The sequence below is a fragment of the Paenibacillus sp. FSL H8-0283 genome (assembly GCF_045040675.1).
GTDB classification, from domain to species: Bacteria; Bacillota; Bacilli; order Paenibacillales; family Paenibacillaceae; genus Paenibacillus; species Paenibacillus amylolyticus.
In genome coordinates this window covers 4,354,863-4,380,408 of sequence record NZ_CP150295.1, presented here as the reverse complement: position 1 = coordinate 4,380,408, position 25,546 = coordinate 4,354,863, and the positions used below count along the sequence as shown (strand labels likewise).

The window sequence follows — 25,546 nt, the reverse complement described above, 5'->3', positions numbered from 1 at the left end:
GGTGATGGACATGGCTATACATCAAGGGAAAGTTGTAGGGACCGCCGAGAGCGGTTCTCTCTATACCCAGAGTAAGGCGGCAGTTCTCCATGGCATTGGATACGATCTTGATGCTGTTCCGTTAACCATCGAAGGTAAGGAAATAGTCTATTCATTAGGAACGTTATCCACTACGGCTGAATTAATTGACATCTACCGTTGGGGTACATGGAGGATGCTGGACAACCATAATGATCAATTGATTGGATACGTTACGGATAAATATATTTATGGGCCACGAACCAGAGTGGGAGTTCCTAATGAAAAGAATATGATACTCAAGCATAAATTTTTGACCCAGTCCAGTGGAGTAGGTTTAATTCGTGATACCATAAGAGGCCTCAAAGTGAAACAAAATTATGCGGGGCTCGATTGGTGTATTAAGGTCAAGATTCCTGTCCAGCAGGCTGGGTTAGTGGGGAAAACGTGGGGGGATTGGTCCTACAGCGGAAGTGGCAACACATCTGATAGTCATATTCGTCCACGACGGTATCCGGATACACATACTCCTAGAAGGAGGGAAGGCTCTTGAACAGGACATGGAAACTGATGGAGGAGATGAGAAAAGTGCTATTGCCGGTATCGTTTGCCCAAAGAGTAGAGTATGTTGGCGGTGGGGCGAAGGCAATGATTGATATTCCCATGGAACATCCTCGATTCATGATCAAAACGATTAGGGTCATTCCGTCCAGAGAGACGAATGTGGAAGTTCATGTTTTGAACAGTGCGGGTCCACATCCAGAGGTTCTCTATTTCAACAATGCCCAATACTCGACGGGAAATTTTATGGAAGGGATTTACGATATGATCGATTTGCCATATGAGGACCTAGATGGGACTTCAACACTTCACTTGTCTTTAAAAAATCTGGGTACAGATGTGGCCAACTTCGATATTGAGGTCGTTGGTTTGACTACAAGGTGAGAGGAGGACCACCACATGGATATTGTTTCATACAGCAAAGCTGCCAAAGTAGAACGTGAAGTTAAACAAGCCAGGGATTCTTATGCCTCACTTGATGGCAGGCTGGACGCAGTGTCAGTAGGAAACGTGGTCTCGGTCAGACTAAAAACAGAACTTCCAACCGTAGGTGAAGCAGGAAGATTATATCTGGTACGCCAAGACTCAAGCAATCAAAATGAATCAACGACCTATACATACAGCGGTGGGAAATATGTAAAGGTGGGTGGTGATCGAGTTTCGAACCATCCTGAGAATGGAACGATTAATCTTAATGGTACCAAAACGGTGATCTATAACCACCCTGATACACACAGTGCTGATATGTTAACAGATGGAAGTCATAACGTTATCATGACTCTGAACGAACGTGAAAAGTTGTCCAACATCGAGCTTGAGGCCAATCATTACACACATCCTGACACACACAGTGCCGATATGATCAGCGATGGAGAAACCCATGTGAGCATGACTTGGGGTGAACGAAAACGCCTGAATGTCATTGATCCGTGGGAATCGATCAGCGATTTGGTAGATTATACGGATGTGGTTACATATTTTGCTTTTGACAATCAGGGAAGAGTTATTCGACAAGTCGTTACAGACAACTACACCGAGCAGCTTGTTAGAGAACCTGTACTTACCATGCCGGCTTCTCCAGAAGGTTATGCACAGGATGATTCCTTCTTGGTCATTTCGATTGGTGAGATATATCGATATGATGGTCTAGACTTCGTGCAGCTTCCTACTTTGGTTGATGTCATCTATCAGTATGATGAAGAGGGAAGATTGGTGGCCAAGTCCATCACCAGGTTGGGAACAACACCTGTTCAAACTAACTTCCAATATATATATGACTCATACGGCAATCGTATAGCGGTTAAGAAATACTAATACGGAAGGATAGCATATGCTGTCCTTTTTTCCTTTTAACAATAAAAATAATTTGTATTTCCCACATCTGCATTGAAGATTAGCATTAACAATTAGCTGATCAAGACGTATAGAGAAAGTAGTATGAGAACGTAATTATTCCGGGAGGTAGTGTACGATGAATATTGAACTTACTGCTCATTTCTATTTCAAGGGAAGTGGGAAGAAAAAAACGGTGAACTGGATGGAAGATAATCCTAGATTACAACAGAAAGAGAAAGATTCGGATAAGGTCGTACGCGAAATCCCGTTAACTTCGGATGAGGTTAAGCAAGAATATCGCCGACTTTTCACCAAACACAAGAACGAGGGGAAATCGATCACGTTGGAAGATATAGACGATGTGGTTCATATCATTGATCTTACTGATGTGCGAAATATTGAATTGACCTCTAAGGAGGGGAATACAGATGCTGTACAGGCTGACCTTTGCACTGAATGATGAGGAAATTGTCACTACGGAGATGACCTCGGATAAGGAGGATCTGGTTGGAGCAACGGAAGAAGCGTTCGATTTGATCGAAAGAGACTACGGTGCCAATGTCGTTTTGAACCTGGTTGCGTTTAGCCTGCTCAAAATAGAGCTCACCAATGAAATGATAAATTAAGCGTATAAGCTAACTAATGTTAGCTTTTCAGCACCAACTTCTAATTTATTTGAATAATTATAAAATATAGTTAATAAAGTGATATACCCCAAGCCTAGTTCTGGGGTCTATTCCTTTTTCATGAAAAGTTGAGAGTGACATGATTTAATGCATCCATTGAAACTTGTCTTGTACAAGCAGTTTTGATTAAACTAGGTTGAATTCATATGTTCAGGGGCAGTAGAAGGGGTCAGGATGATTGGCAAGGAGGGATGGGACATTGAGATAAAAGACTTGGAAAGAGAGCTCGCAAAGTTGGCATCCAGAATAAGAAAAGATTTTACTGAGCGCGGGCCGGTAGATACCAGAGTCTATATCATGAATCATTTTATCATCTTAAAGTTTACAGCAAAATTCACCAAGCCTGAAGCATTCATGCTGGAACATATGCAATCACACTCAAGTCAAATTTTCGCCGAATACAAGATGAAGCTAGCACATATGATGAGAGAAGATTTCAACCCCGTTTTCTCCTATATCAACATGGGTCTGAAGATCGAAGACATCGAAACAACATTTTTTGGTCATGATTTTGCAGAGCAGATTACAGTCTTCAAGATGAACAAGGATGTTGAAGTGCTGCTGAAAAATGATGAGATCAACATGCCTTAAGACCTATGAACTAACGTTTGAATGCTGGACAGGTTCTTAGGAACCAAATTTTGTCGTTGACAATATCCTACATATTTCCTTATACTATCCTTATGGCGATCAAATAGATTAATAATCTTGACGAAGCCTATAACCTTGTTAAAGAACTTGAAGGCCATATCTTCGGTAATTGGGACGAAATAGATGTCTGACCAAGACCGACACATTCCACCATTTTGGTATTTTCCAGTGGTGCGCTCTGTGTTGGTCTTTTTGTTTGTAAAAAATGCTACTTTACCTTTCACCGTATACTTCGTATATAGTCAGTAAAAGGCATATAAGCGAACGAAATAAATAAATGTTGCGAACACTAGTTCGTATTTGTTATTCTGAATGTAATAGGATGGGAATGGGGAGGCGGATCAAAGGGAGATTTCTTGATCGTTTGTATGTAATTAGGCTTATTAGCTTCAATTGTGTGTAACAAGACTACATATGGTATATGAGATTTCGGGAGCAAAAGCGGGAATGTAGAGTAAGATCATGCTGGATAGCGAATAGATTGTGAAGAAAGAATACGATTACTGATAATTAAATAGTTAATGGGGGAAATGAATAATGTCTGCTACAACTGCTATGGGTTTTGATGATTTATTTGAGATTGGGGATATAGACATGTTCCTGAATAAAGCTCAGGAGAAGTGTCGTCACAAACTTAGAGGTAAAACGTTTGCCGGGATGGAGAAAGAGGATGTGACCCAGGAGATTATGATCAAATTAGTTAATTCCCTGGACAAGTATGATGCAGAAAAGGCCAAAATGTCGACGTTTGTTGATCATCTTATCGAAAATAAAATCAAGGACATGTACCGCAAGTGTATGTCTGAGAAAAATCTCAGTGTGGTTAACGCTGTACAGATCATGTGCACGGATCAGGGTGGTGGCGATGAATCGGAAAGCTCAGACATCGCATTAGCGCTTGGTCATGCTGGGTTTGCTTATGAGAACTTTGAGTTTGTAACAGATATTATGGAAAATATGAGGCTGAACGAACGTGAGAAACAAATCTTTAAGCTTCGGACTTCGGGGTATGAATTTGTAGAGATTGCAGGAATGCTAGGTGTATCCAAGGCACGGATATCCCAGTTATGGAAAGCGATTCGTGAGAAATACGAAGCATTGTAGTCATAAGTGGCAATTAATAGCCTAAGTTTGATGAAGATAGATTCAGTAACCTACATAGAACAGAGAGAGCACCCTTAACTGGGTGCTTTTTTATGTCGTATAGAGAGATTAGTACAGAAAGAAAGGCGGAACAAGGATGCTTAGTGTGGTGGTTTTAGGATTTTCTGTGGAACGTCTAGAGGGGTATTCGGATATCGCTTGGGCAAGTCATGATTCTTCGACAGCTTCTGATTTAAGCAACAGGGAGTATACCTTGATCATTGAGAAAGTAGTGGTACAGGCTGATGCTGTCTTGGTTAATCTGGATATGGATTATTTGACCTCTACTGATATTGTGATCATGCATCATGCGTATATACATAAAAAACCGATCTTGGCTGTAGGTTTCAGGCCATTGGAGCCTGTCATCGAAGATTTTGTCTCCAAACGAGTGGCTGATCTGGACGTGGCTGTACACCATATGCGGACGAACTATATGGTCCTAAGCAGCGGAACCAATCCTTCATCTGCGGCTCCAATTTAACTGCCGCTCCGATAACACGTATAGAGAATGTAAGGGCAAGAATATTCGCGAGACTTTAACTAATGGAGGAATAATTCAATGACACATATGATCAAAGCAAAAGATGATAAATTAACGGAAGAAATCGTAGCCAGTATGATTGGAAAGTATATCCACGCGCCGACCAATATGCATGAAATCCAGACGCCAACCGGCGCAACAACAAAAGCCAACGTATGGTTTGCTGGTCGTGTAGCTGGTTACGAAAAAGCCGTTATTGGATTCAACTACGAAGAGGGTACCTTTCATGAAGAACTACAAACATTTTATAACGTTCATTTAACGGATGGTATGGGGTACATTCTGACAAGTGCTTACGAATTGGAGATTCATGAACTGACCGAAGAGGAGTTTAATCAACTCATTGAAGAGAAAAAGGAAGAGGAACAAGAGTCATCGGGTGAAGAGCAATGAAAGTGTTAAACTACGCTTCGGATTTAGCTGTAAAAACGTTTGTGTCCGCTAGCGCTGCAGGTGTGGAAGAATTAATCAACGCATGGATGTTATCCAAGCCGCACACGTTCGTTACCGGACTGGAGTTTACCTCCACCGTTGATCCATCCAGTAACACGTTGGAATATGCCGCAATCATTGTATATCAGCCAAGTGAACAAGACCAATCCTAACTTATGTATGAGATTATTCCTTCTATAATATAGAGGCTTTCAGTAAGGAGGTGGGCGAATCTGTTGCTCACTTTAGAAAGAGTAATAGGTATTGTTGTTGCGGTGGTGGTGTTAGTTTCACAATACCAAGCAACGGAAGCAGAGCAGGTAAAGCCAGTAAAACCAATGAAGCAAGAAAAACAAGAGAAGCAAGAAAAGCAAGAAAAGCAAGAAAAGCAGGGAAAACAAGTTAAAGATGCATTGGTTGCTCCTACGCACATACAAATGACGGATATGCTTGAGCAGTATATAGAACTCCACCATGAGAAAACAGTGAGCCGGGCAAAGCTGCTGAAGTATGTAAGGTGGGTAGTTCAATATTCGAAGGATACGGATATCGATTCCGTCTGGATTCTGGCTATGATGTGGCAAGAGAGCCGGATGTTAGAGGTAAGTGTATCATCCCATGGAGCGATTGGTTTACTTCAGATTCTTCCAAGCACAGCGAAATCGTTTGGAGTGAGTAAACAGGAGCTACTTCAGCCTGAAACGAATATCAGAACAAGCATTATATACTTGGAATATCTTATGGATAAGTACGACGGAAATCTTCGTACGGCAATTATTGCGTACAATCAGGGGGAGGGCAATGTAAATAAGGGAAAGGCTCGCCCCTGGTACTACAATCAAGTGAAGGAACATCATAACAAGATGCTTCAAATAATCGAAAAAGGTCATTAAACATCATTTAACAATAGAATTTGAATACTATAAGACCGTTTATCAATTTTACATAGGGAGATCCAAATGGGAAAATTTCCAGAACATATTAGCACGAATTTGCAGGCAGACAAGAAGCATTACACAATGGATGACGTAGAAAATATTGAACGTTGTAAGCTCGATGAGCATTTCCTCGGGGATTGTATTCTGGTCAATGAGAACCTGATATGGCATTCCGTTCATAAGTATATTGGAAAACCTGAAATGATTATTAAGAATCATTGTGTGGAGAAGGATGATATTCTTCAACTGGGCCGTCTGGGATTCATCAAAGCGGTTAAAGCATTTGATACGGGACGTGGCGTAAAATTCAGTTCGTTTAGTGTTACTGCGATTGTCAGAGAAATCAGATGTTTTCTGAGAGATAGTGCAAGCATTATTCGTCCAACTCGCACAGCTACGGAATTAATTAACCGAATCAATCGACTTGAGCACGATATGGGCTACCTCCCACCAGCACATGAAATCGCATTGTTGCTTGATGAGGAAGAAGAGAAGATCAATAAAGCACTTCAAGTGGGTAAAGGTGTGAAATACCTGGATGAGCCTGTAGGTGCTGATGATCAACAAACTCAATCCGTGACGTTGATGGATACCATCTATAGCGGGGAGAATATTGAAGAAGATATTCTGGACAAGTTATACGTTGATGCGGTTATTGATTCGGTCAAGCGCAAGCTTAGTGAGAAAGAAGTGACTGTACTGAAGCATCGTGTTGAAGGGTTTAATCAAACCCAGACCGCAGATATGGAAGACATTAGCCAGATGAGAGTCTCTAGAATTATGCGAAAAGTAGCTAAAATGCTGGATAAAAAGGATCAGGCTTGATTGTCGTCTAAGCACTTCATATCTTATTAATGTCTCATACATAACGTCCCTCCCGCGTCCAAGCGTGAGGGATTTTTGCTGTTTTTGCCCTATGGGACATACTCCAAGTTGTCCGGACATAAGATAGTACAAGATTCCAAGTGACCCGGAGGAATGAATTGATGCGAAAAATAACGAAAGTCATTGCATGCATGCTTATCCCTGTCTTCTTGCTGTCTTCATTAGGGGCAACTCAAGCCCAGGCAACGATTCAAGGTCCGTCTACACATGCGCAAAGCGCTGCTCTCATTGATGTCACATCAGGCAGGATCTTATACAGCAAGGACGGGGATAAAGAACTGCGAATTGCCAGCTTGACTAAAATCATGACAGCGATCGTAGCGATCGAACACAGCAAGCTGGATGATAAAGTGAAAGTGTCTCCCACGGCTTTTGCCAAAGAAGGATCTTCTCTCTATCTCAAGTTAGGTGAAGAGATGACGCTTGAAAACATGTTGTACGGGCTCATGCTCCGTTCAGGCAATGACGCGGCCTCTGCGATCGCAGAACATGTCGGTGGATCGGAAGAAGGCTTTGTCCTGTTAATGAACAAAAAGGCGGAGCAAATCGGTCTGACGCATTCTCATTTTATGAACCCTCATGGACTGGATGCAGAAGGTCACTATTCAACAGCTAACGACTTGGCACGATTAACGGCATATGCATTGCACAATCCGGTGTTCAAACGCATCGTAGCCACGGAGGACAAATCCGCACCGAACCCCAATGAAAGCTGGGAATACTCTTGGCACAATAAAAATAAAATGTTGCGGATGTATGAAGGTGCGGATGGAGTGAAAACCGGCTACACAAAAAAAGCTTTCAGATGTTTGGTCAGTTCCGCTACACGTAACGGACAGCAGCTCGCCGCAGTAACGCTGAACGACGGAAACGATTGGAACGATCATGCTCGGATGCTAGATTTCGGTTTTGAGTACTTCCCGTTAGTAGAGGTCGCCAAGCAAGAACAGCCTGTGCAAAATACAGATGTTGTTACGGGCCGGGGATTCTGGTACCCACTGGCTAAAAGTGAAGAAGGTTCATTGACCAAGAAATTGATACTACACGAAAATAGAGGACAGTCGGAAACGGAAGGCAAGGAACAATCGAAAGATCCTTCGTTTGGATTGGCAGGGCGCATTGATATGCAACTTGACGGCAAACTTGTGGGCTCAATTCCCGTGTATCGCAAAGGCAGTTATATTCCTCCTGAACCGAAGACAGAAGATGCAACGCTGGGTGGAATCGGTGATGTCTCTTCCTGGGCAACTGCATGGCGTGCCGTGTTAAGCCACCTGTTGTCTCCTTAGCTAAATCGCCATTGAAGGGAGGATATAATCCATGATTAATCTAATTTGGCTACTCATGATTTTAATCGGATTTGTTTTTGCAGCCGTCAACGGCAATATCGAAGTGGTCACGCAAGCCGCTTTTGATGGGGCGGCAACGGGAGTCACGGTCTGTTTTGGACTGATTAGTGTGCTTGTGTTCTGGATGGGCATGATGAAAATGGCTGAAGATGCGGGTCTCCTGGCTCGGATTGCCAAGCTGCTCGGTCCGGTTGTGGGCTTCCTGTTCCCCGATGTGCCCAAAAATCATCCGGCGATGGGTTATATTCTCTCCAATATGAGTGCCAATTTGCTGGGACTAGGAAATGCGGCTACACCGATGGGAATCAAAGCCATGCAACAGCTGCAGGAGCTTAATCCGGACAAACAAACCGCTTCTCCTGCGATGTGCACCTTACTGGCTCTGAATACGGCTAGCATTACCATTATTCCGACAACGCTGATCGCCATCCGCTTAAACTATCATTCCGCCAATGCAACAGAGATTGTGGGAACAACATTGATGGCTACCATTATCGCTACACTTGCTGCTATAATCGCCGATCGCTGGTATCGAAACAGGGCTTTACACAAACCGCCGCGCATACAGAAAAGTGGCAATCCCGGCATGAAAGGATGAGCACCTTTGTTAACCTTCATCAACTGGATTTCCGTCTGGGCCATCCCGGTTATTATCGCGTTTGTTCCATTATATGCGTTTACCAAAAAGGTCCCGGTTTACGAATCCTTTGTTGATGGGGCCAAGGATGGTTTCTCCACTGCAATCAGTATTATTCCACATCTCGTGGGCATGATGGTCGCAATCAGCGTATTTCGTGCCTCGGGTGCACTGGATTTTGTGATTAGTCTGTTTGCTCCGCTGGTGTCCTGGATGGGTGTTCCGGGCGAAGTGTTACCACTCGGAATACTGCGTCCTTTAACGGGGACAGGCTCTCTGGCGTTTACAACCGATCTGATCAAAACCCATGGCCCTGACTCCATGATTGGACGTATGGCATCTACGATTCAGGGGAGTACAGACACCACGTTATATGTGCTGACTGTTTATTTTGGGGCTGTAGGCATACGTAACGGTCGATATGCACTCAAAGTAGGGTTGTTTTCCGATGTCGTTGGTTTTATTGCTGCCCTCGCCATTTGTTTGCTCGTTTTTGGTTAAAAGATATCTCCTTTCCTTCCGATATATTAGATATGCTAGAATAATAGCGGAGGAGAGTGAGACATGCAGAAGAGTTGGAAACGAATGCTCCGTGTCGGAATGTCAGGCGTGCTTGCTATTGCAATGCTCGCAGGGTCAACGGGGCTGGCGGCAGCTCAAGCCGTTCAGACGATACATTTTACAGGTTACTTCGATAAACAGCTGCGTGCACAAATGGCAGTCACAGCGGATTCTTTTCCAGTCGTGAATGTACGTTTGGTCAAGCAGGATGAACCCGATATGGTATATTATGATGTTGGTACCTCAATATTGATCTCGAAGGATGAAGTACTCACGAATTATCATGTCGTTCAGAGTTTTGCTGAACTGTCTGATGGTGATGAAGGTACACTGACTGTTGCGAGTCCGGGTTCCTTGGGTAAGCCTGTAAAGGCAAAAATTATTAAGACAGACCCGGTGACAGATATGGCACTGCTGAAGCTGGACAAGGAAATAGACGCCCAACCGGTCACGTTTGCAAATGCAAGGGATAACCAGGTTGTTTATACGATTGGATTCCCCAAAAATCCTGCTGGTGATCTTGTCATCCTGGATGAAGATTTTCCTTCAACCTTCAATACGATAGCCAAAAGCAGAGTGTTTAGTTCCAAAGCTTTGGACGTTCCAGGTAAAAAGGGAATCGGCAGTATTGTGAAATCCATGGCACAAGGTAATTCAGGTGGCCCTGTTCTGGATCAGAACAACCGGGTAATTGGTATGATGACATTTGTGTACGGTGGACGTACCTATTATATTACTTCCAAGACATTGCAGACTTTCATTAAAGAGAGTACCAAACCTGCCAAAAAACAGGTTGCAGTTGCCGGCAAAGTTTCCAATTAAATGATTTGAGGAAAAGGCTTATCTTTACACCATCTGTGTTCAACAGGTCGTGTAAAGGTAGGCTTTTTTTTGCGGCGATCTCCAGGGGAAGGTAGTCTAAAATGCATATTCGTGTCGCCAGTTTACAAAATCCTTGGATTATCCTTGTGATTTCCTTGCGTGATGGGTATCATTAGTGTGAGGTGACATGACAAACATGGAAAGATTACAAAAAATTATCGCACAGGCAGGCATTGCATCCCGCCGCAAGAGCGAGGAACTAATCCTGTCCGGCAAAGTAGAAGTTAACGGGGAGGTCGTAACCGAACTGGGTACAAAAGCGAACCCCGAAGAGGATATGATTACGGTTAATGGAAAACCGATCCGCAGTGAGAAAAAAGTGTACTTGATGTTGAACAAGCCAAAAGGTGTAATCACAAGTGCATCTGACCCGGAAGGTCGGAAAATTGTATCCGACTACCTGAAAGGTGTCAAGGAACGCGTATATCCTGTAGGTCGTCTGGATTATGACACAGAGGGCTTATTGATCCTTACCAATGATGGTGAGTTTGCACATTTGCTGACGCATCCGAAGCATCACGTACCCAAAACGTATCATGCAACGGTTAAAGGTGTGCCGCATGGTACAGCTCTGGAGAAATTAAAGACAGGCATTATGCTGGATGACGGCATGACTGCTCCTGCAGAGGTAGAGTACAAAGATGTGGATACAGCGGCCAATGAGTCGATCATTTCCATTACGATCTATGAAGGACGTAACCGTCAGGTTAGACGTATGTTCGAGGCAATCAACCATCCGGTAACTCGTCTGAAACGGATTTCGTTTGGTGGTATTTTGCTACAAAACCTGAAACGTGGTCTGACACGCAATCTGACCAAAGAGGAAGTCAACAACCTGATTACCCTCGCACAATCAGAACCAGCCAAAAAAATGAAAAAAAGGTAATGTGAGGACACATAATTTTCATAAAACCGCCGCAGTTTTGTGACGAAATTCGCTATAATTGTTCATAGGATGTTCACAGTTGTCTTAGACCAATAAGATGCGAATGCTACAGTCACTTAAAAGGGGAGCAGCACATGGGCAAATCAAGAAGAACGGTGCAAATCGTCATTTTGTTATTGATCCTGGTGTTGGGCGGATATGCGATTACCACATCGGTATCCGGCTCGAATGGCAAGCCAAAGGAAGGGGACAAGTCTCCTTCTTTTGAACTGCTGGGCCTGGATGGTCAAGTTCATACGTCTGATGAGTACAAAGGAAAAGCAATGGTGATCAATTTCTGGGGCACGTGGTGTGAACCTTGTGTTAAAGAAATGCCTGCACTTCAGGCGCAAGCTGACAAATGGAAGGACCAGGGAGTACAATTTGTCGGAATTAATGTTGGAGAAGACCAGATGACCGTGGATAATTTTGTACGGCAGGTTGGGGTTACGTTTCCAATCATGCTTGACAGGGAGAAAAACTCGGTTCGTGATTTCGGGATCTCTCCGATGCCAACGACATTTTTTGTATCCGACACGGGCAAAATCTCTACCATTCATATCGGGCAACTTGATTTGGACACACTTGACGCTCAAATTTCGCAACTGGCGAAGCAGCCCTGACAGGAGGTCTATTCGTGTTCCAAAATACCAAATGTGAGTGCGGACACCAGAATCCGGTTGGCACTGTACTATGTGAAGCATGTGGAAAACCGTTACTGGAGTCTGAAGCTAAATCGGATGAAGTGCTGGAAATGCGTTATGATGGCATGGCGCGCCGTTCACAGCGTAGTAATCCCAACATCATTGACCGCATATGGAACTTTTTTTCATCCGTCAAAATTGCCGTCTATATGATTGTTTTCACGCTTGTAGGTTCTATGCTTGGTACAATCTATCCGCAAGAAAGTACGTTCTTGAATATTGATCCTTCCGTGTATTACAAAGAAACATACGGTCAATTGGGTCATATCTATTATCTGTTGGGTTTATCCCATACATACGAATCCTGGTGGTTTATTCTACTGCTGGTGCTGATTGGGGCATCATTGGTGATATGCAGTCTGGATCGCGTCCTACCGCTCTACAAAGCACTGAATAAACAGAGAATACGTAAGCATACGCAATTTTTGACAAGACAGCGTCTCGTGTACCAAGGTACCATCGAAGAGGCACCAGAAGACTGGATTAAGAAAGCGGTTACGCCGTTGAAAAAGAAAGGATACCGCGTGCACACTCAGGGGGATGCATTACTCGCCGAGAAACAGCGATTCAGTCGATGGGGCCCATATGTCATCCATATTGGACTCATTATATTTTTGCTGGCGGTGCTCGCACGAGGTCTTCCAGGTCTGAATTTGGACGAGCACGTCGCTTTTCCTGAAGGTGAGATCAAAAAGATCCCGAATACATCGATGTATCTGCAAAATGAACAGTTTAATGTTGAATTCTACAGTGAGGACGAAGTACCCGAGCAATTCCGTAACCTGAATAAGACCGTTCCAAAACTGTTCGAAACAAAAGTTGTTTTGTATGAATGTACAGCAGATTGTTCGGATCTCTCGAAGAAACCTCAGTTAGCTGAGGTGGCCAGACATGATGTACGCGTGAATCATCCATTGAATTATAACGGTCTGAAAGCATATCAGTTTGATTATGATCTAACACCGACCATTCGTTCCGTAACGCCTGATCTGGTCAATACAGAGACGGGTGAAGTATATGGGCCAATTAAGATCGATATGGTAGATACCCAAAGAACATTTGAAGCTGGTCCTTATAAGCTCACGGTAAAAGAAAAGTTTATGGACTTTGGATTGGATGAGAATGGTCAGCCCAAATCAAAATCACCTTCACCTAATGCACCTGCTTTTCTCTTTCTCATCAAGGGACCGGATCTGCCCGAAGAGGGGATACAATATCTGTACTTTGCGAAGCAGATTGATAAACAACGGTTTCAACAGGATGCAATTAACCAACAGCTGATTGGAGCTGAGATTCCTTTACAGCTGGAAGTAGACAGCATGGACAAGGTCGATATTATTCAGTCCGTAAGTTATCTCAATATAAGAGTGGACAAGGCAATGCCTTTTGTGTGGGTAGGAGCCGGTATTGTTATGTTGGGTCTGGTCATGGGTTTTTATTGGCATCATCGCCGCATCTGGATTCGTTTTGATGATAAACAGCTCACATTGGGTGGACATACCAACAAAAACTGGTTTGGCTTCAGGCGTGAAGTTGCGGCCGTCTTGAAACAGATGAATCTGGAAGTGGAAGAGAAGTCGTTGGATAACGGGGGGAATCAGGCATGAGTTTATTGGATTTCAGCAGCGACGCATTTATCGTATCTTTCTTTCTCTATTGTGCTGCATTCTTGTTATATGCTGTCGCGGTCATGGGCAAAAAATGGAGTAATCGTGATCCTCTGGACCATATGAATCGTTGGGGTAAAAGAGCTTTTATCGCTTCGACTGTCGCCTTGGCGGCACATATCGTATTTTTTGTAACCCGATGGGCTGGGGCAGGTCATATCCCGGTTAGTAACATGTATGAGTTCATGTCTTTTCTGTCCATGATGATTATGGTTGCATTTATTGTTGTATATGCCATATACCGCAAGTCATTACTGGGTTTGTTTGCGTTACCACTTACCATTATTATTATGGCGTACGCCGCTGTATTTCCTCAGGAGGTACAACCATTAATCCCTGCACTTCAGTCCATCTGGCTGAAAATTCACGTGACGTTGGCCGCGCTTGGTGAAGCATTCTTCGCCGTGGGTTTTGCCGCAGGGTTCATGTATTTGCTCCGTACTGTTGATTTCAGTGGTAAAGACAAATCTTCAAGACGTCAACGAGGATGGGTTGAATTCACCCTGGTTACGATCGTTGTAGTCATCGGATTCATCGGAACGGTATTTGCCTTTCGTACAGCTGGTTACGAGGCGGTTTTTGTACAGAAAACGGTCAGCATTGACACAGAGGTACAGGAAAATAGTACAATAGAGAAAGTGATTTATCGCATGCCTCCGATTTTTGCACCATATAATAGCGAAGTGGAGAGCATGACACCGTTTCTTGGCATGAAAAAACCTTTACTTGAGACGCCTTCCTGGATGAACGGGGTAAATGCCGGGCGCAAGCTGAATACGGTGGTTTGGTCACTTATTGTAGGTCTGATCCTGTATGGAATTGTACGACTTCTTGTGCGCAGACCACTTGGACAAGCATTACAGCCAATGATGGATGGAATCGATGCCGATGATCTGGATGAGATAAGTTATCGCGCGATTGCCATTGGTTTTCCGATATTTACGCTGGGAGCATTAATTTTTGCCATGATCTGGGCTCAGATTGCCTGGAGTCGCTTTTGGGGTTGGGACCCCAAAGAGGTGTGGGCATTGATTACATGGCTATATTATAGTGTGTATCTGCATTTGCGTTTATCCAGAGGTTGGCAAGGTCAGAAGTCTGCATGGCTTGCAGTTCTTGGCTTCCTGGTGGTCATGTTTACGCTGGTTGGAGTGAATCTGGTCATTGCCGGATTACATTCTTATGCTGGAGCGGACTAGGACAGACTCGTATTGTAAAGGTTGAGTTTAGAAGCGGGAAATACAAACGTACCTATTTATTGAAGGGTATTCAAATATTGTTCGCCAGATCGAACATAATAGAAGTGATGAGGAGTTATTGCAAAGGGGCTGGAGAGGCATGGCTGAACATGAGAATCGTATACTGGTCGTGGATGACGAAGAGAGAATCCGCAGGCTTTTGAAAATGTATCTTGAAAAAGAAGGTTATGAAATCGATGAAGCTGAGGATGGGGAAACTGCACTGCGTAAAGCAACAGCAGGGGACTACGGGCTGATTTTGCTTGATGTGATGTTGCCGGGTATGGATGGAGTTGAAGTGTGTACCCGTCTTCGTCAGGTGAAATCAACGCCGGTTTTGATGCTCACTGCAAAAGGTGAAGAGATTAACCGGGTTCAAGGCTTCGAAGTTGGCGCTGATGATTATGTTGTAAAACCATTCAGCCCGCGTGAAGTGATTTATCGCGTCAAAGCGATTTTGCGTCGAGCTTCCGCGACAGCTTATCTCTCCAAGGAGAGCAATTCGAGTAACAACATCGTGTTCCCGCATCTGGTTATTGAGCATGATGCCCACCGGGTAACCGCTGGTGGCGAAGAGATTAGTCTTACACCAAAAGAATATGAATTGCTGCACTACCTGGCAACATCTCCCGACAAAGTTTTCTCCAGAGAAGAATTGCTCAAAGATGTATGGAATTACGAATTCTTTGGCGATCTTCGTACCGTGGATACGCACGTGAAGCGTCTTCGCGAGAAACTTAACAAGGTATCGCCTGAATCGGCGGCCATGATTACGACGGTGTGGGGTGTGGGTTATAAACTGGAAGTACCGAAGTAGTTTTAGTTTCTGGAGATCACTGGTCGGGAAGTTATGGATCACTATTATCTGCCTTGTGGGTTGTGTACTTATAGCGCTGGGTCTTTTTTTGCTGCCCTACATTGATACGAACTTTGCAGAATCCGAATCCAGAGATATTAAGCGGTTGTTCACCTATATCTGTATTATCGGATTCAGTTTAACCACGTTTTTTGCATTGTTTCTATTCACTAAAATAACGCAGCCCATGCAGCAATTGATTCAGGCAGCCAATGCGATTCGCAAAGGGAACTACGGAACACGTCTCTCCCTGGTAACGAGTGATGAGATTGGTGAACTTGCCAACACATTTAATCATATGGCTGCCCAACTGGAAGATAATATTCGAAACCTTAACCATGAGAAGGAACATTTGGCGAGTGTGCTTCGCAGCATGACCGATGCGGTGGTTACATTTGATGGTGAAGGCAAAGTTATTCTGACGAATCCGCCAGGAGAGAAGATCATGCAGGCATGGTATGATCTCGATTGGGCAAAAATGGACGAAGGACAAGAATCCGAGCAGTCTGACAAGACTTCGCGTGATGTACCTGAGCCCCTTCTTCCTTTGTTCAAAATGGTGATGGAGCAAGGCGGGGACCAGAACTCCAATGTTCACGTACAGCAAGGTGTCTGGTCTGTTCAGATGGCACCGTTGTATGCTGACAGTGTTGTCAGAGGGGCTGTGGCTGTTTTAAGAGATGTAACAGAAGAAGTGCGACTGGAGAAAATGCGGCGTGATTTCGTGGCTAACGTATCTCATGAGATACGAACTCCGCTATCCATGATGCAAGGCTACAGTGAAGCCCTTTTGGACGGCATGGCAACCTCACCGGAAGAGAGCGAAGAACTGATCCAGGTCATTCATGATGAGTCTCTCCGGATGGGCAGACTGGTTAAAGACTTGCTTGATCTTGCGCGGATGGAAGCTGGACACACGGACATGGTGATGAAGGAAGTTGACCTCGGAGAACTACTTGAACGTGTATATCGGAAGTTCTCTGTGCGTTCAAAAGAACAGGGAATTCAACTGCAATTTAAGTTCGAACAACCAACCATTGAACTTCAACAGGCAGATGAGGATCGACTTGAGCAAGTATTTACGAATTTGCTGGATAATGCGTTCAGACATACACCTACTGGCAAAAATGTAATGATCTCAGCCGAGCGGGTCACTTATCTTCGTGCTCCATTTGTCAGAGTTTCTGTGAAGGATCAGGGAGTAGGTATCCCTTCATCCGACTTGCCATTTATTTTCGAACGATTCTACAAAGCAGACAAGGCTCGTGTTCGGGGAGAAAGTGTAGGTACGGGGCTTGGTTTAGCGATTGTGAAAAATATTGTTGATGCGCATCAAGGCATGATTACTGTCAATAGTGTGCTTGGCGAAGGGACAGAGTTTATTTTGCAATTCCCCTTGGATTCATCAAAATAGCCTGAATTTCATACAAAAAGTGCGGAAACACCCTCTTATGGAGGGTGTTTTTTTGTTGAAGACTACCGTTTAATCTTGTTCAACGTGGAACAAGAATGGTCTTTTTTTGATTAAAAAGAGTGTCCAAGATAATTTTCCTTCCTATGTGACATAAGCTTGAAAAGCAAGCAAGATAGAGGAGGATTGAGTTAAGCATGTCCGATGATCGAAAAAGGGTCAATATTAAAGCTTTCCTGGAAGGCAGATCTTTTAGAGCAGGCTCTCCGTTTATTCCAATAACCACAAGCGAACTGGAGCAGTTTGAATCCATACTGCGTTCTTTGGCTGTGGCTATTCCTGCTGCAATTAGTCAGCCGACTTCAGCCAATATACTGTCATTACAGAATGGATTACGCCAGTTACTTACTTTTGTAAATCAATCCGGATTTCGTGCCGGAGTAAAGGCAGAATTACAAGCCGTATTGGAATTAACGATTGCAGGTTCAGAGGTTGTTCCTGTTCCTCTTATTAATCTCGCAGGTAACTTGCAAAACTTACTGGATGACTTGTTAAGTGTGACGCTGCTTCTTGAAGTACCACCTGCAGAAAAAGATAAACTTGTGGGATTAATTCGATCGATCTCCATTTCGCTAAGCCGGGCGACGACAACTCTTGGAACTGGAGGGATTACCGGACCAGCCGGCCCACAGGGAGTGCCAGGAGTCCCGGGGGTACCAGGTGTCCCAGGAGTCCCTGGAGTGAAAGGGGCTACTGGCACACCAGGAGGAATTGGACCAGTAGGACCGGTTGGCCCAGTTGGTCCCCAGGGAGCACAGGGTCCGGCAGGAGCACCTGGTGTGGGCTTGAACAATATTACGGCTTTTGACCCTGCGCTTGGGCCGACATATGCTCAAGGTCAAGTAGTGAGCTACGAGGGTAGTCTTTATGTTGCCAATGTAAACGGTCCCTTGGGTACACCCGGAAGTTCTCCAGACTACACTCTTTTGCTGTCGGGAGGAACGACTGGAGTAACGGGAGCAACCGGAGCTGGTTTGACAGGAGCCGTGGCATTTAATCCAGCGCTCGCCCCGGGTTATCCAGCAGGTCAAGTCATTACGTATAACGATAGTACTTACATTACGAGTGTAGCTGGTCCTCTAGGAACACCAGGATCTTCATCGGATTACACATTAATCGCTGCTGCGGGGGCGACTGGTGCAACTGGAGCCACAGGTGCAGGATTAAGTGGCATCGTGCCATTCGATCCCACATTAGCCCCAACATATCCAGCTGGACAGATCGTCACGTTTGGTGACAGTACTTACATTACAAATGTCGCTTCGCCAACCGGAACGCCGGGCACATCGCCAGATTACACGTTGCTTGCTGGCGCGGGAGCAACGGGTGTGACGGGTGCAACTGGCGTTGGAGTGACCGGAAGTACCGGAGCATCCGGCGTAACAGGAGCGACAGGCGTAGGTTTAAGTGGTATAGTGCCATTTGATCCAGCCGTAGCCCCGACGTATCCATCGGGTCAGGTTGTAACGTTCAACGGCAGTACGTATATTGCAAATGTGGCATCACCAACCGGAACGCCGGGGACTTCACCGGATTACACATTGCTTGCGGGCGCAGGAGCGACAGGTGTGACCGGTGCAACTGGTGTTGGAGTAACCGGAAGTACCGGAGTCACAGGGGCATCAGGAGTAACGGGAGCGACAGGCGTAGGTTTAAGTGGCATTGTACCATTCGATCCAGCCGTAGCCCCGACGTATCCATCGGGTCAGGTTGTAACGTTCAACGGCAGTACGTATATCGCGAATGTGGCGTCACCAACCGGAACGCCGGGGACTTCACCAGATTACACGTTGCTTGCTGGCGCAGGAGCAACAGGTGTGACGGGTGCAACTGGTGTTGGAGTAACGGGAAGTACCGGAGTGACAGGAGCGACTGGTCTTACAGGGTTGACTGGGGCGACGGGAATTACAGGAGCCACGGGATTAAGCGTAACGGGATCAACAGGAGTAACTGGAGGAACTGGGGCAACTGGTGAAACAGGAGCGACAGGCGTAGGTTTGAGTGGCATTGTACCATTTGATCCAGCCGTAGCCCCAACGTATCCAGCGGGTCAAGTAGTAACGTTCAACGGCAGTACGTATATAACTAATGTCGCATCGCCAACCGGAACGCCGGGCACATCGCCGGATTACACGTTGCTTGCTGGCGCGGGAGCAACGGGTGTGACAGGTGCAACTGGAGTTGGAGTAACGGGAAGTACCGGAGTTACAGGGGCATCAGGGGTCACGGGAGCGACCGGTGTAGGTTTAAGTGGCATTGTACCATTTGATCCAGCCGTAGCCCCGACGTATCCTACAGGTCAAGTCGTAACGTTTAACGGTAGTACGTATATTGCAAATGTGGCATCGCCAACCGGAACGCCGGGGACTTCACCGGATTACACATTGCTTGCGGGCGCAGGAGCAACGGGTGTGACGGGTGCAACTGGTGTTGGAGTAACAGGAAGTACCGGAGCATCCGGCGAAACAGGAGCGACAGGTGTAGGTTTAAGTGGTATTGTGCCATTCGATCCAGCTGTAGCCCCGACATATCCAGCGGGTCAGGTTGTAACGTTCAATGGCAGTACGTATATTGCAAATGTAGCATCACCAACGGGAACGCCGGGGACTTCACCAGATTACACGTTGCTTGCTGGCGTAGGAGCAACAGGTGTGACGGGTGCAACTGGTGTTGGAGTAACGGGAAGTACCGGAGTGACAGGAGCGACTGGTCTTACAGGGTTAACCGGGGCGACAGGAATTACAGGAGCCACGGGACTAAGCGTAACGGGATCAACAGGAGTAACTGGAGGAACCGGGGCAACTGGTGAAACAGGAGCGACCGGTGTTGCAGGGTTGACCGGGGCGACGGGAATTACAGGAGCCACGGGACTAAGCGTAACGGGATCAACAGGAGTAACTGGAGGAACCGGGGCAACTGGTGAAACAGGAGCGACAGGTCTTACAGGGTTAACCGGGGCGACGGGAATTACAGGAGCCACGGGACTAAGCGTAACGGGATCAACCGGAGTAACTGGTGAAACAGGAGCGACCGGTGTTGCAGGGTTGACCGGGGCGACGGGAATTACAGGAGCCACGGGACTAAGCGTAACAGGATCAACAGGAGTAACTGGAGGAACCGGGGCAACTGGTGAAACAGGAGCGACTGGTGTTGCAGGGTTGACTGGGGCGACGGGGATCACAGGAGCCACAGGAGTAAGTGTAACAGGTAGTACTGGTGCTACAGGGGAAACAGGAGCAACAGGCGTAACGGGATTGACTGGCGCAACGGGAGTAAGCGTAACAGGTGTGACAGGAGCAACGGGAGTCGGCATAACCGGAAGTACCGGAGCAACTGGTGTCACGGGGGAGACCGGAGTCACAGGTATAACCGGTGCAACGGGAGTGGGCGTAACGGGAAGTACCGGAGCAACTGGTGTCACGGGTGGAACAGGAGTCACAGGTATAACAGGAGCCACAGGAGTCGGCGTAACAGGAAGTACCGGAGTTTCTGGTGTCACTGGTGAAACCGGAGCAACAGGTATAACGGGCGCCACGGGAGTAGGCGTAACGGGAAGTACCGGAGCAACTGGTGTTACGGGGGAAACCGGAGCGACAGGTATAACGGGAGCAACGGGAATCAGCGTAACGGGGAGCACCGGGGCAACTGGTGCGACGGGGGAAACCGGAGCCACAGGTATAACAGGAGCAACGGGAGTCGGCGTAACGGGAAGTACCGGAGCAACTGGTGTCACTGGTGAAACCGGAGCGACAGGTATAACGGGAGCAACGGGAGTCGGCGTAACGGGAAGTACCGGAGCAACTGGTGTCACTGGTGAAACCGGAGCGACAGGTATAACGGGAGCAACAGGAGTCGGCATAACGGGAAGCACTGGGTTTACTGGTGTCACTGGTGTAACTGGAGCCACGGGAGTGGGCATAACAGGAAGTACTGGAGTAACTGGTGCGACTGGTGCGACTGGGGGAACAGGAGCCACAGGTATAACGGGAGCAACGGGAGTCGGCGTAACCGGAAGTACAGGAGTTACCGGTGCAACCGGAACATCTGTAACATCTAATTCGGCTTTTGCTGAGAACACTAATGGTACAATTGTTGTAATATTGGGTGGTACACTTGTTCCATTACCGAATAACCAAAATATTGGCACAGGTATAACCGTCAATGGGGCTAATGACACCTTCACACTGACCAATGCAGGTCGTTACTATATCTCATACAAAATAAATCTGACAGCTGCACTTGCTATCCAATCTCGGGTTTTACTTAACGGTGCAGCAATTCCAGCGAGTGTAGTATCTCCAGTACTTTCTCTCAGTCAGCTGCAGTCTGACTTTATGGTTACCGTTACCGCTGGTTCTACAATACAGTTACAATTATTCGGGCTTGTTGGCGCAGCCGTTCTGTCTCCTCCGGGGTCTACACTAAACATTATTCAGTTAAGTTAATAGTTCGATTTCGTATTAAGACTATTTCCCAGTGGGCAAAAAAAGCGAATTTCATATAGGGGTGAGGGGCACCCCTTTTCCATTTCCACAAATATTTTTGTTTGCAAGCTTCATCACCGATATTTCAGCGGGTACACGAAAAAAAGACGGGAACCACTAGGGTCCCGTCTTTCCTTATACATTTAAAAATATATTTGATTATTCCAGAACAATTTCAACAGCAGTATTGATTTCAGGCAGCGCAGCAAGCTGCACAAGCACATCTTTTGGAACAGCTTTATCTACGGTCAGAATCATGATCGCTGCACCACCAATAATTTTACGTCCAACCTGCATGGATGCGATGTTGACATCGTTTTGTCCAAGCAGGGTTCCTACACGTCCGATAATACCTGGTTTATCGTTGTGGGAGATCAAAATTTGATGACTTTCCGGAGCGATATCTACCGGGAATTTGTCCAGACGAACAATACGTTCTCCATAACCTGCAAGCAATGTACCTGCTACACGACGTTCCTCAGCATCCTGAGTTGTAACCAATGTTACGGTAATCAGGTTAGTAAATCCTTTAGTTGTTGAGGTTTGGCTTACAACCACATTCAGATCACGGATTTTGGCCAGATGCATGGAGTTAACGATGTTGGCTTCCCCACCCAAATGTCTGGCGAGAATCCCTTTCACAATGTAACGAGTGAGAGGAGAAGTATCTACTTCAGAAAGTTCACCAGCATAGTCGATCCGAATCTCCTGCACTGCATTTTGTGTAATCTGTGCTGCAAAACTACCCAACGTTTCACCCAGTTTGAAATACGGTTGCAATTTGTTCATCACGGTTGGTGCAACAGCAGGCATGTTAACTGCGTTCTTGAACGGTTCATTGCGCAGAATATGAAGAACTTGTTCCGATACATCGATAGCCACGTTCTCTTGTGCTTCTACTGTGGACGCACCAAGGTGAGGCGTAACGATAATGCTTGGGTGATTCAGGAACGGGTGATCAGCGGCTGGCGGCTCGCTTTCGAATACGTCAAATGCTGCACCAGCAACAATACCTTGATCAATGGCTTCGACAAGTGCCATCTCATCTACAACTCCACCACGAGCACAGTTGATGATACGCATGCCTTTTTTCATCACTTCGAATTGTGGACGTGAAATCATATGCCGTGTTTCCGGTGTTAATGGCGTGTGAACGGTCATGAAGTCCGCATTGCGAATGATATCATCTACACTAGCCAGCTTCACTTGCAGCTTCTCGGCACGCTCCTCCGTGAGGAACGGGTCGTAAGCAAGAATGTCCATTCCAAATGCTTTGGCGCGCTTGGCAACTTCACTACCGATCCGTCCCATACCCAGTACACCGAGCGTTTTATTTCTTAATTCCACACCCAGGAAGGTTTTACGATCCCACGTACCCTGAATAGTCTTGGCATATGCCTGAGGAATGTGTCGTGCCAATGCCATCATCATGGCAAACGTGTGCTCACAGGTTGTGATGGTATTGCCATCAGGTGCATTAATAACGATGATACCGCGCTGTGTAGCAGCTTCCAGATCAATGTTATCTACACCAACACCTGCACGTCCGATCACCTTAAGGTTGGTACCAGCCGTCATAATACGATCTGTAACACGAGTCTGGCTGCGAACCAAGAGGGCATCATAATCACCAATAATGGCAACAAGTTCATCTTCACTAAGACCGGTTTTCTTCTCAACAACAACATCATTTGCATCCACCAGTTGCTGGATCCCCAGATCACTGATTGGGTCCGACACTAACACTTTGTACATGGTTTCTTCCTCCTTAGGTATGTGTATCTATATCGTCAAGGTCTGACCTCAGCGAAGAGGTATTCCTTAAAACCAGGTTGATTCTTCCGCCCAACAACGCGGTGTCGCAACAGAGGGGGAAGGTGAAGCAAATAGAGTGATCCCACAGATATCCTTTAAAATAAATCAAAAAACTCTCAATCCACATACTGCTTGCGCAATAAGGGACGAGAGTTGTCGTGGTACCACCCTAATTCACCGCCGTTTCGCAACGACAGTCTTAGCGGTCAATGAAGACCGAAGAGGATAACGGGTCTAAACCGATTGCACCTACTCCAATTTCAATGCAATAACTCAGGAGCGCTCAAGACCATTTGCCTGCCACCGATTCACACCTACCATCGGCTCTCTGTAAGACGAAGCAACGTCTTTTTTCCATCATCGTGTTTAACGTGACTAATTTTTTCATAATGTATCATGGCTGACATGAGCATGTCAATAGGCTTAAATGTTTTAAAATGTTTTGCAGATGTCTTTAGATTCACACATAAACAGAGTCACCATAAGTAATACAATAGTTAATATACCTATCACAAGAAGATGGAAAGTAAGCTGTTTGGTGAACTGAATTTTACTGCTTTAATGAAGTAATGGCACGGACATATAACCAGGACTTGGGGCAGGTCTTGAACCTAATTGGTTTTTTGGCTATCATTTAGTATACTATCCGATTGGACAACGTAATTGTTATCCATCAAATTTAACTCAAGAGGACAGACGCATCCGATGAAAAAATTCAAGTTTCCCAAGTTCAAGATTCAGAAGGCTGAGCCACAGCAGCTTACCGAGCGTTTGCTTTTAATCAATCTATACTTTACACAAGGTCTGACACTGATTATCGGAGTTGTATGGATCTTATTGCAGAAACGAAACTTGTTAGATGTACTCGCATGGCCTGACAATTACCAATTTATATGGTGGGGTCTGGGTCTTGCAGGAATAATGCTTGTTATGGACTTGGTACTGTCGTATGTTATACCTCAGGAAAGCATGGATGACGGTGGAATTAACGAGATGCTGTTCCGTGGGCGTCCGATCTGGCACATTGTATGTATAGCAGCCATTGTTGCTGTGTGTGAGGAATTATTATTCCGTGGAGCCATCCAACATGCCATCGGTCCTTACTGGACAAGTATTTTATTTGCAGTTATCCATATTCGTTATTTGCGCCACTGGATTCCAACAGGCTGGGTGTTTGTCTCAAGTTATGGATTAGGTTGGATTTACTTGCAGTCCGGCACATTATGGGCGCCTATATTATGTCACTTTATAATTGATTTGGTGTCCGGATTAGCGATACGTTTTCGGAGGGGATCATGAATCAGCCATTAAGTAGAATGAAGACATATGGCAGTCAGCGCCATCGTCAATCGGATAAAAAAGAGAAATCCGAGCGTCAGGTGGCTTCTCAAGTAAGCATCGTTGCTGAAACGGCAGCAGCTGCTGAGGTTGGCGGAATCACACCAATTACTTCCGTTTCTTTACCTAGATCACAGCGCAAGCCTTATACAGAAAAACTGGAAAGTCCAGTACTTCCTCAAAGGGCACCATCACGCTCCAAGAAAACGCCAAATACAACGGAAGAATCGATCCCCGAAGCGGGTTCGCTTCCTACACGGACAGAATTACATCCTTCACGTCGGTTAAAATTGAGCAAGAGGTTTGTCAATTCACTCATTTTTATTTTTGTCATGTTAACGATTAGTTTGGTTTGGTGGGGGGTTGAAGGGGCACCCGCTCTCAATACGTTCCTTCCCTTGCCGTGGTAATGCTTTTACTCGCAGG

Annotated in this window: 26 protein-coding genes and 1 other annotated feature; of the genes, 25 read left to right on the top strand and 1 reads right to left on the bottom strand. The window is 45.6% G+C overall.

The genetic code is table 11. The annotated features are described in order from the left end of the window. The first annotated feature begins 10 nt into the window (after positions 1-10). From MHI52_RS19535 to MHI52_RS19425, 23 genes are all read left to right on the top strand, one after another. On the top strand, positions 11-571 hold the full coding sequence (locus tag MHI52_RS19535) for a hypothetical protein (RefSeq protein WP_405157491.1): 561 nt from the start codon (positions 11-13) through the stop codon (positions 569-571). After that, the gene (locus MHI52_RS19530) at positions 568-963 is read left to right on the top strand and encodes a hypothetical protein (RefSeq protein WP_405157490.1); all 396 of its coding nucleotides are present in this window, start codon (positions 568-570) and stop codon (positions 961-963) included. Before MHI52_RS19535 ends, MHI52_RS19530 begins: the two co-directional genes overlap by 4 nt. Before the next feature lie 15 nt (positions 964-978). Further along, a complete protein-coding gene (locus MHI52_RS19525) occupies positions 979-1,893 on the top strand; it encodes a hypothetical protein (RefSeq protein WP_405157489.1) in 915 nt (304 codons plus the stop codon). A gap of 157 nt (positions 1,894-2,050) precedes the next feature. Then, entirely contained in the window at positions 2,051-2,374 is a 324-nt protein-coding gene (locus tag MHI52_RS19520; protein WP_405157488.1) for a hypothetical protein, read from the top strand. Then, complete coding sequence (locus tag MHI52_RS19515) at positions 2,343-2,540, top strand: hypothetical protein (protein WP_076251186.1); 198 nt, start codon at positions 2,343-2,345, stop codon at positions 2,538-2,540. Before MHI52_RS19520 ends, MHI52_RS19515 begins: the two co-directional genes overlap by 32 nt. A gap of 234 nt (positions 2,541-2,774) precedes the next feature. Beyond that, positions 2,775-3,191, top strand: coding sequence for a Na-translocating system protein MpsC family protein (locus MHI52_RS19510; protein ID WP_405157487.1), 417 nt, complete (start codon positions 2,775-2,777; stop codon positions 3,189-3,191). A gap of 597 nt (positions 3,192-3,788) precedes the next feature. Continuing rightward, positions 3,789-4,355, top strand: coding sequence for a sigma-70 family RNA polymerase sigma factor (locus tag MHI52_RS19505; protein ID WP_051447053.1), 567 nt, complete (start codon positions 3,789-3,791; stop codon positions 4,353-4,355). A 166-nt stretch (positions 4,356-4,521) separates the two neighbouring features. Continuing rightward, positions 4,522-4,878, top strand: coding sequence for a hypothetical protein (locus MHI52_RS19500; RefSeq protein WP_253501445.1), 357 nt, complete (start codon positions 4,522-4,524; stop codon positions 4,876-4,878). Positions 4,879-4,956: 78 nt separating this feature from the next. Further along, the gene (locus tag MHI52_RS19495) at positions 4,957-5,331 is read left to right on the top strand and encodes a hypothetical protein (protein ID WP_282320899.1); all 375 of its coding nucleotides are present in this window, start codon (positions 4,957-4,959) and stop codon (positions 5,329-5,331) included. After that, entirely contained in the window at positions 5,328-5,543 is a 216-nt protein-coding gene (locus tag MHI52_RS19490) for a hypothetical protein (protein ID WP_340905622.1), read from the top strand. Before MHI52_RS19495 ends, MHI52_RS19490 begins: the two co-directional genes overlap by 4 nt. A gap of 63 nt (positions 5,544-5,606) precedes the next feature. Next, positions 5,607-6,263 (top strand): lytic transglycosylase domain-containing protein, encoded by a 657-nt coding sequence (locus MHI52_RS19485; RefSeq protein ID WP_405157486.1) that lies wholly within the window; start codon positions 5,607-5,609, stop codon positions 6,261-6,263. A gap of 66 nt (positions 6,264-6,329) precedes the next feature. Next, a complete protein-coding gene (locus MHI52_RS19480) occupies positions 6,330-7,133 on the top strand; it encodes a sigma-70 family RNA polymerase sigma factor (RefSeq protein WP_315371738.1) in 804 nt (267 codons plus the stop codon). Between the two features lie 161 nt (positions 7,134-7,294). Next, the gene (locus MHI52_RS19475; protein WP_405157485.1) at positions 7,295-8,482 is read left to right on the top strand and encodes a D-alanyl-D-alanine carboxypeptidase family protein; all 1,188 of its coding nucleotides are present in this window, start codon (positions 7,295-7,297) and stop codon (positions 8,480-8,482) included. Between the two features lie 31 nt (positions 8,483-8,513). Next, on the top strand, positions 8,514-9,140 hold the full coding sequence (locus MHI52_RS19470) for a nucleoside recognition domain-containing protein (protein WP_036607746.1): 627 nt from the start codon (positions 8,514-8,516) through the stop codon (positions 9,138-9,140). A gap of 6 nt (positions 9,141-9,146) precedes the next feature. After that, positions 9,147-9,680 carry a spore maturation protein gene (locus MHI52_RS19465; RefSeq protein ID WP_017687658.1) on the top strand — a complete coding sequence of 178 codons (534 nt, stop codon included), beginning with the start codon at positions 9,147-9,149 and terminating at the stop codon, positions 9,678-9,680. 63 nt (positions 9,681-9,743) lie between these two features. Next, a complete protein-coding gene (locus MHI52_RS19460; RefSeq protein ID WP_405157484.1) occupies positions 9,744-10,562 on the top strand; it encodes a serine protease in 819 nt (272 codons plus the stop codon). A gap of 196 nt (positions 10,563-10,758) precedes the next feature. Further along, positions 10,759-11,508 carry a pseudouridine synthase gene (locus MHI52_RS19455; protein ID WP_017687660.1) on the top strand — a complete coding sequence of 250 codons (750 nt, stop codon included), beginning with the start codon at positions 10,759-10,761 and terminating at the stop codon, positions 11,506-11,508. A 134-nt stretch (positions 11,509-11,642) separates the two neighbouring features. Continuing rightward, complete coding sequence (locus tag MHI52_RS19450) at positions 11,643-12,170, top strand: redoxin family protein (protein ID WP_017687661.1); 528 nt, start codon at positions 11,643-11,645, stop codon at positions 12,168-12,170. A 14-nt stretch (positions 12,171-12,184) separates the two neighbouring features. Beyond that, positions 12,185-13,858 carry a cytochrome c biogenesis protein ResB gene (locus MHI52_RS19445; protein WP_127550939.1) on the top strand — a complete coding sequence of 558 codons (1,674 nt, stop codon included), beginning with the start codon at positions 12,185-12,187 and terminating at the stop codon, positions 13,856-13,858. Beyond that, positions 13,855-15,117, top strand: a complete 1,263-nt coding sequence (ccsA, locus tag MHI52_RS19440) for a cytochrome c biogenesis protein CcsA (RefSeq protein WP_127550937.1) — start codon at positions 13,855-13,857, stop codon at positions 15,115-15,117. Before MHI52_RS19445 ends, ccsA begins: the two co-directional genes overlap by 4 nt. A gap of 139 nt (positions 15,118-15,256) precedes the next feature. Beyond that, positions 15,257-15,973: a response regulator transcription factor gene (locus tag MHI52_RS19435; protein WP_036607918.1), complete on the top strand. Its 717-nt coding sequence runs from the start codon at positions 15,257-15,259 to the stop codon at positions 15,971-15,973. 55 nt (positions 15,974-16,028) lie between these two features. Further along, positions 16,029-17,426 carry an ATP-binding protein gene (locus MHI52_RS19430; RefSeq protein ID WP_405157483.1) on the top strand — a complete coding sequence of 466 codons (1,398 nt, stop codon included), beginning with the start codon at positions 16,029-16,031 and terminating at the stop codon, positions 17,424-17,426. A gap of 194 nt (positions 17,427-17,620) precedes the next feature. After that, on the top strand, positions 17,621-21,928 hold the full coding sequence (locus MHI52_RS19425; RefSeq protein WP_405157482.1) for a BclA C-terminal domain-containing protein: 4,308 nt from the start codon (positions 17,621-17,623) through the stop codon (positions 21,926-21,928). A 198-nt stretch (positions 21,929-22,126) separates the two neighbouring features. Here the strand turns inward: MHI52_RS19425 and serA are convergent, their stop codons facing one another. Then, positions 22,127-23,722, bottom strand: a complete 1,596-nt coding sequence (gene serA / locus MHI52_RS19420) for a phosphoglycerate dehydrogenase (protein WP_047843574.1) — start codon at positions 23,720-23,722, stop codon at positions 22,127-22,129. Between the two features lie 199 nt (positions 23,723-23,921). Beyond that, positions 23,922-24,152 (bottom strand) — a binding site (T-box leader). Between the two features lie 335 nt (positions 24,153-24,487). Here serA and MHI52_RS19415 point away from each other — a divergent pair. After that, positions 24,488-25,081: a CPBP family intramembrane glutamic endopeptidase gene (locus MHI52_RS19415; protein ID WP_036607728.1), complete on the top strand. Its 594-nt coding sequence runs from the start codon at positions 24,488-24,490 to the stop codon at positions 25,079-25,081. After that, complete coding sequence (locus MHI52_RS19410; RefSeq protein ID WP_315372560.1) at positions 25,078-25,530, top strand: hypothetical protein; 453 nt, start codon at positions 25,078-25,080, stop codon at positions 25,528-25,530. Before MHI52_RS19415 ends, MHI52_RS19410 begins: the two co-directional genes overlap by 4 nt. Positions 25,531-25,546: the final 16 nt, after the last annotated feature.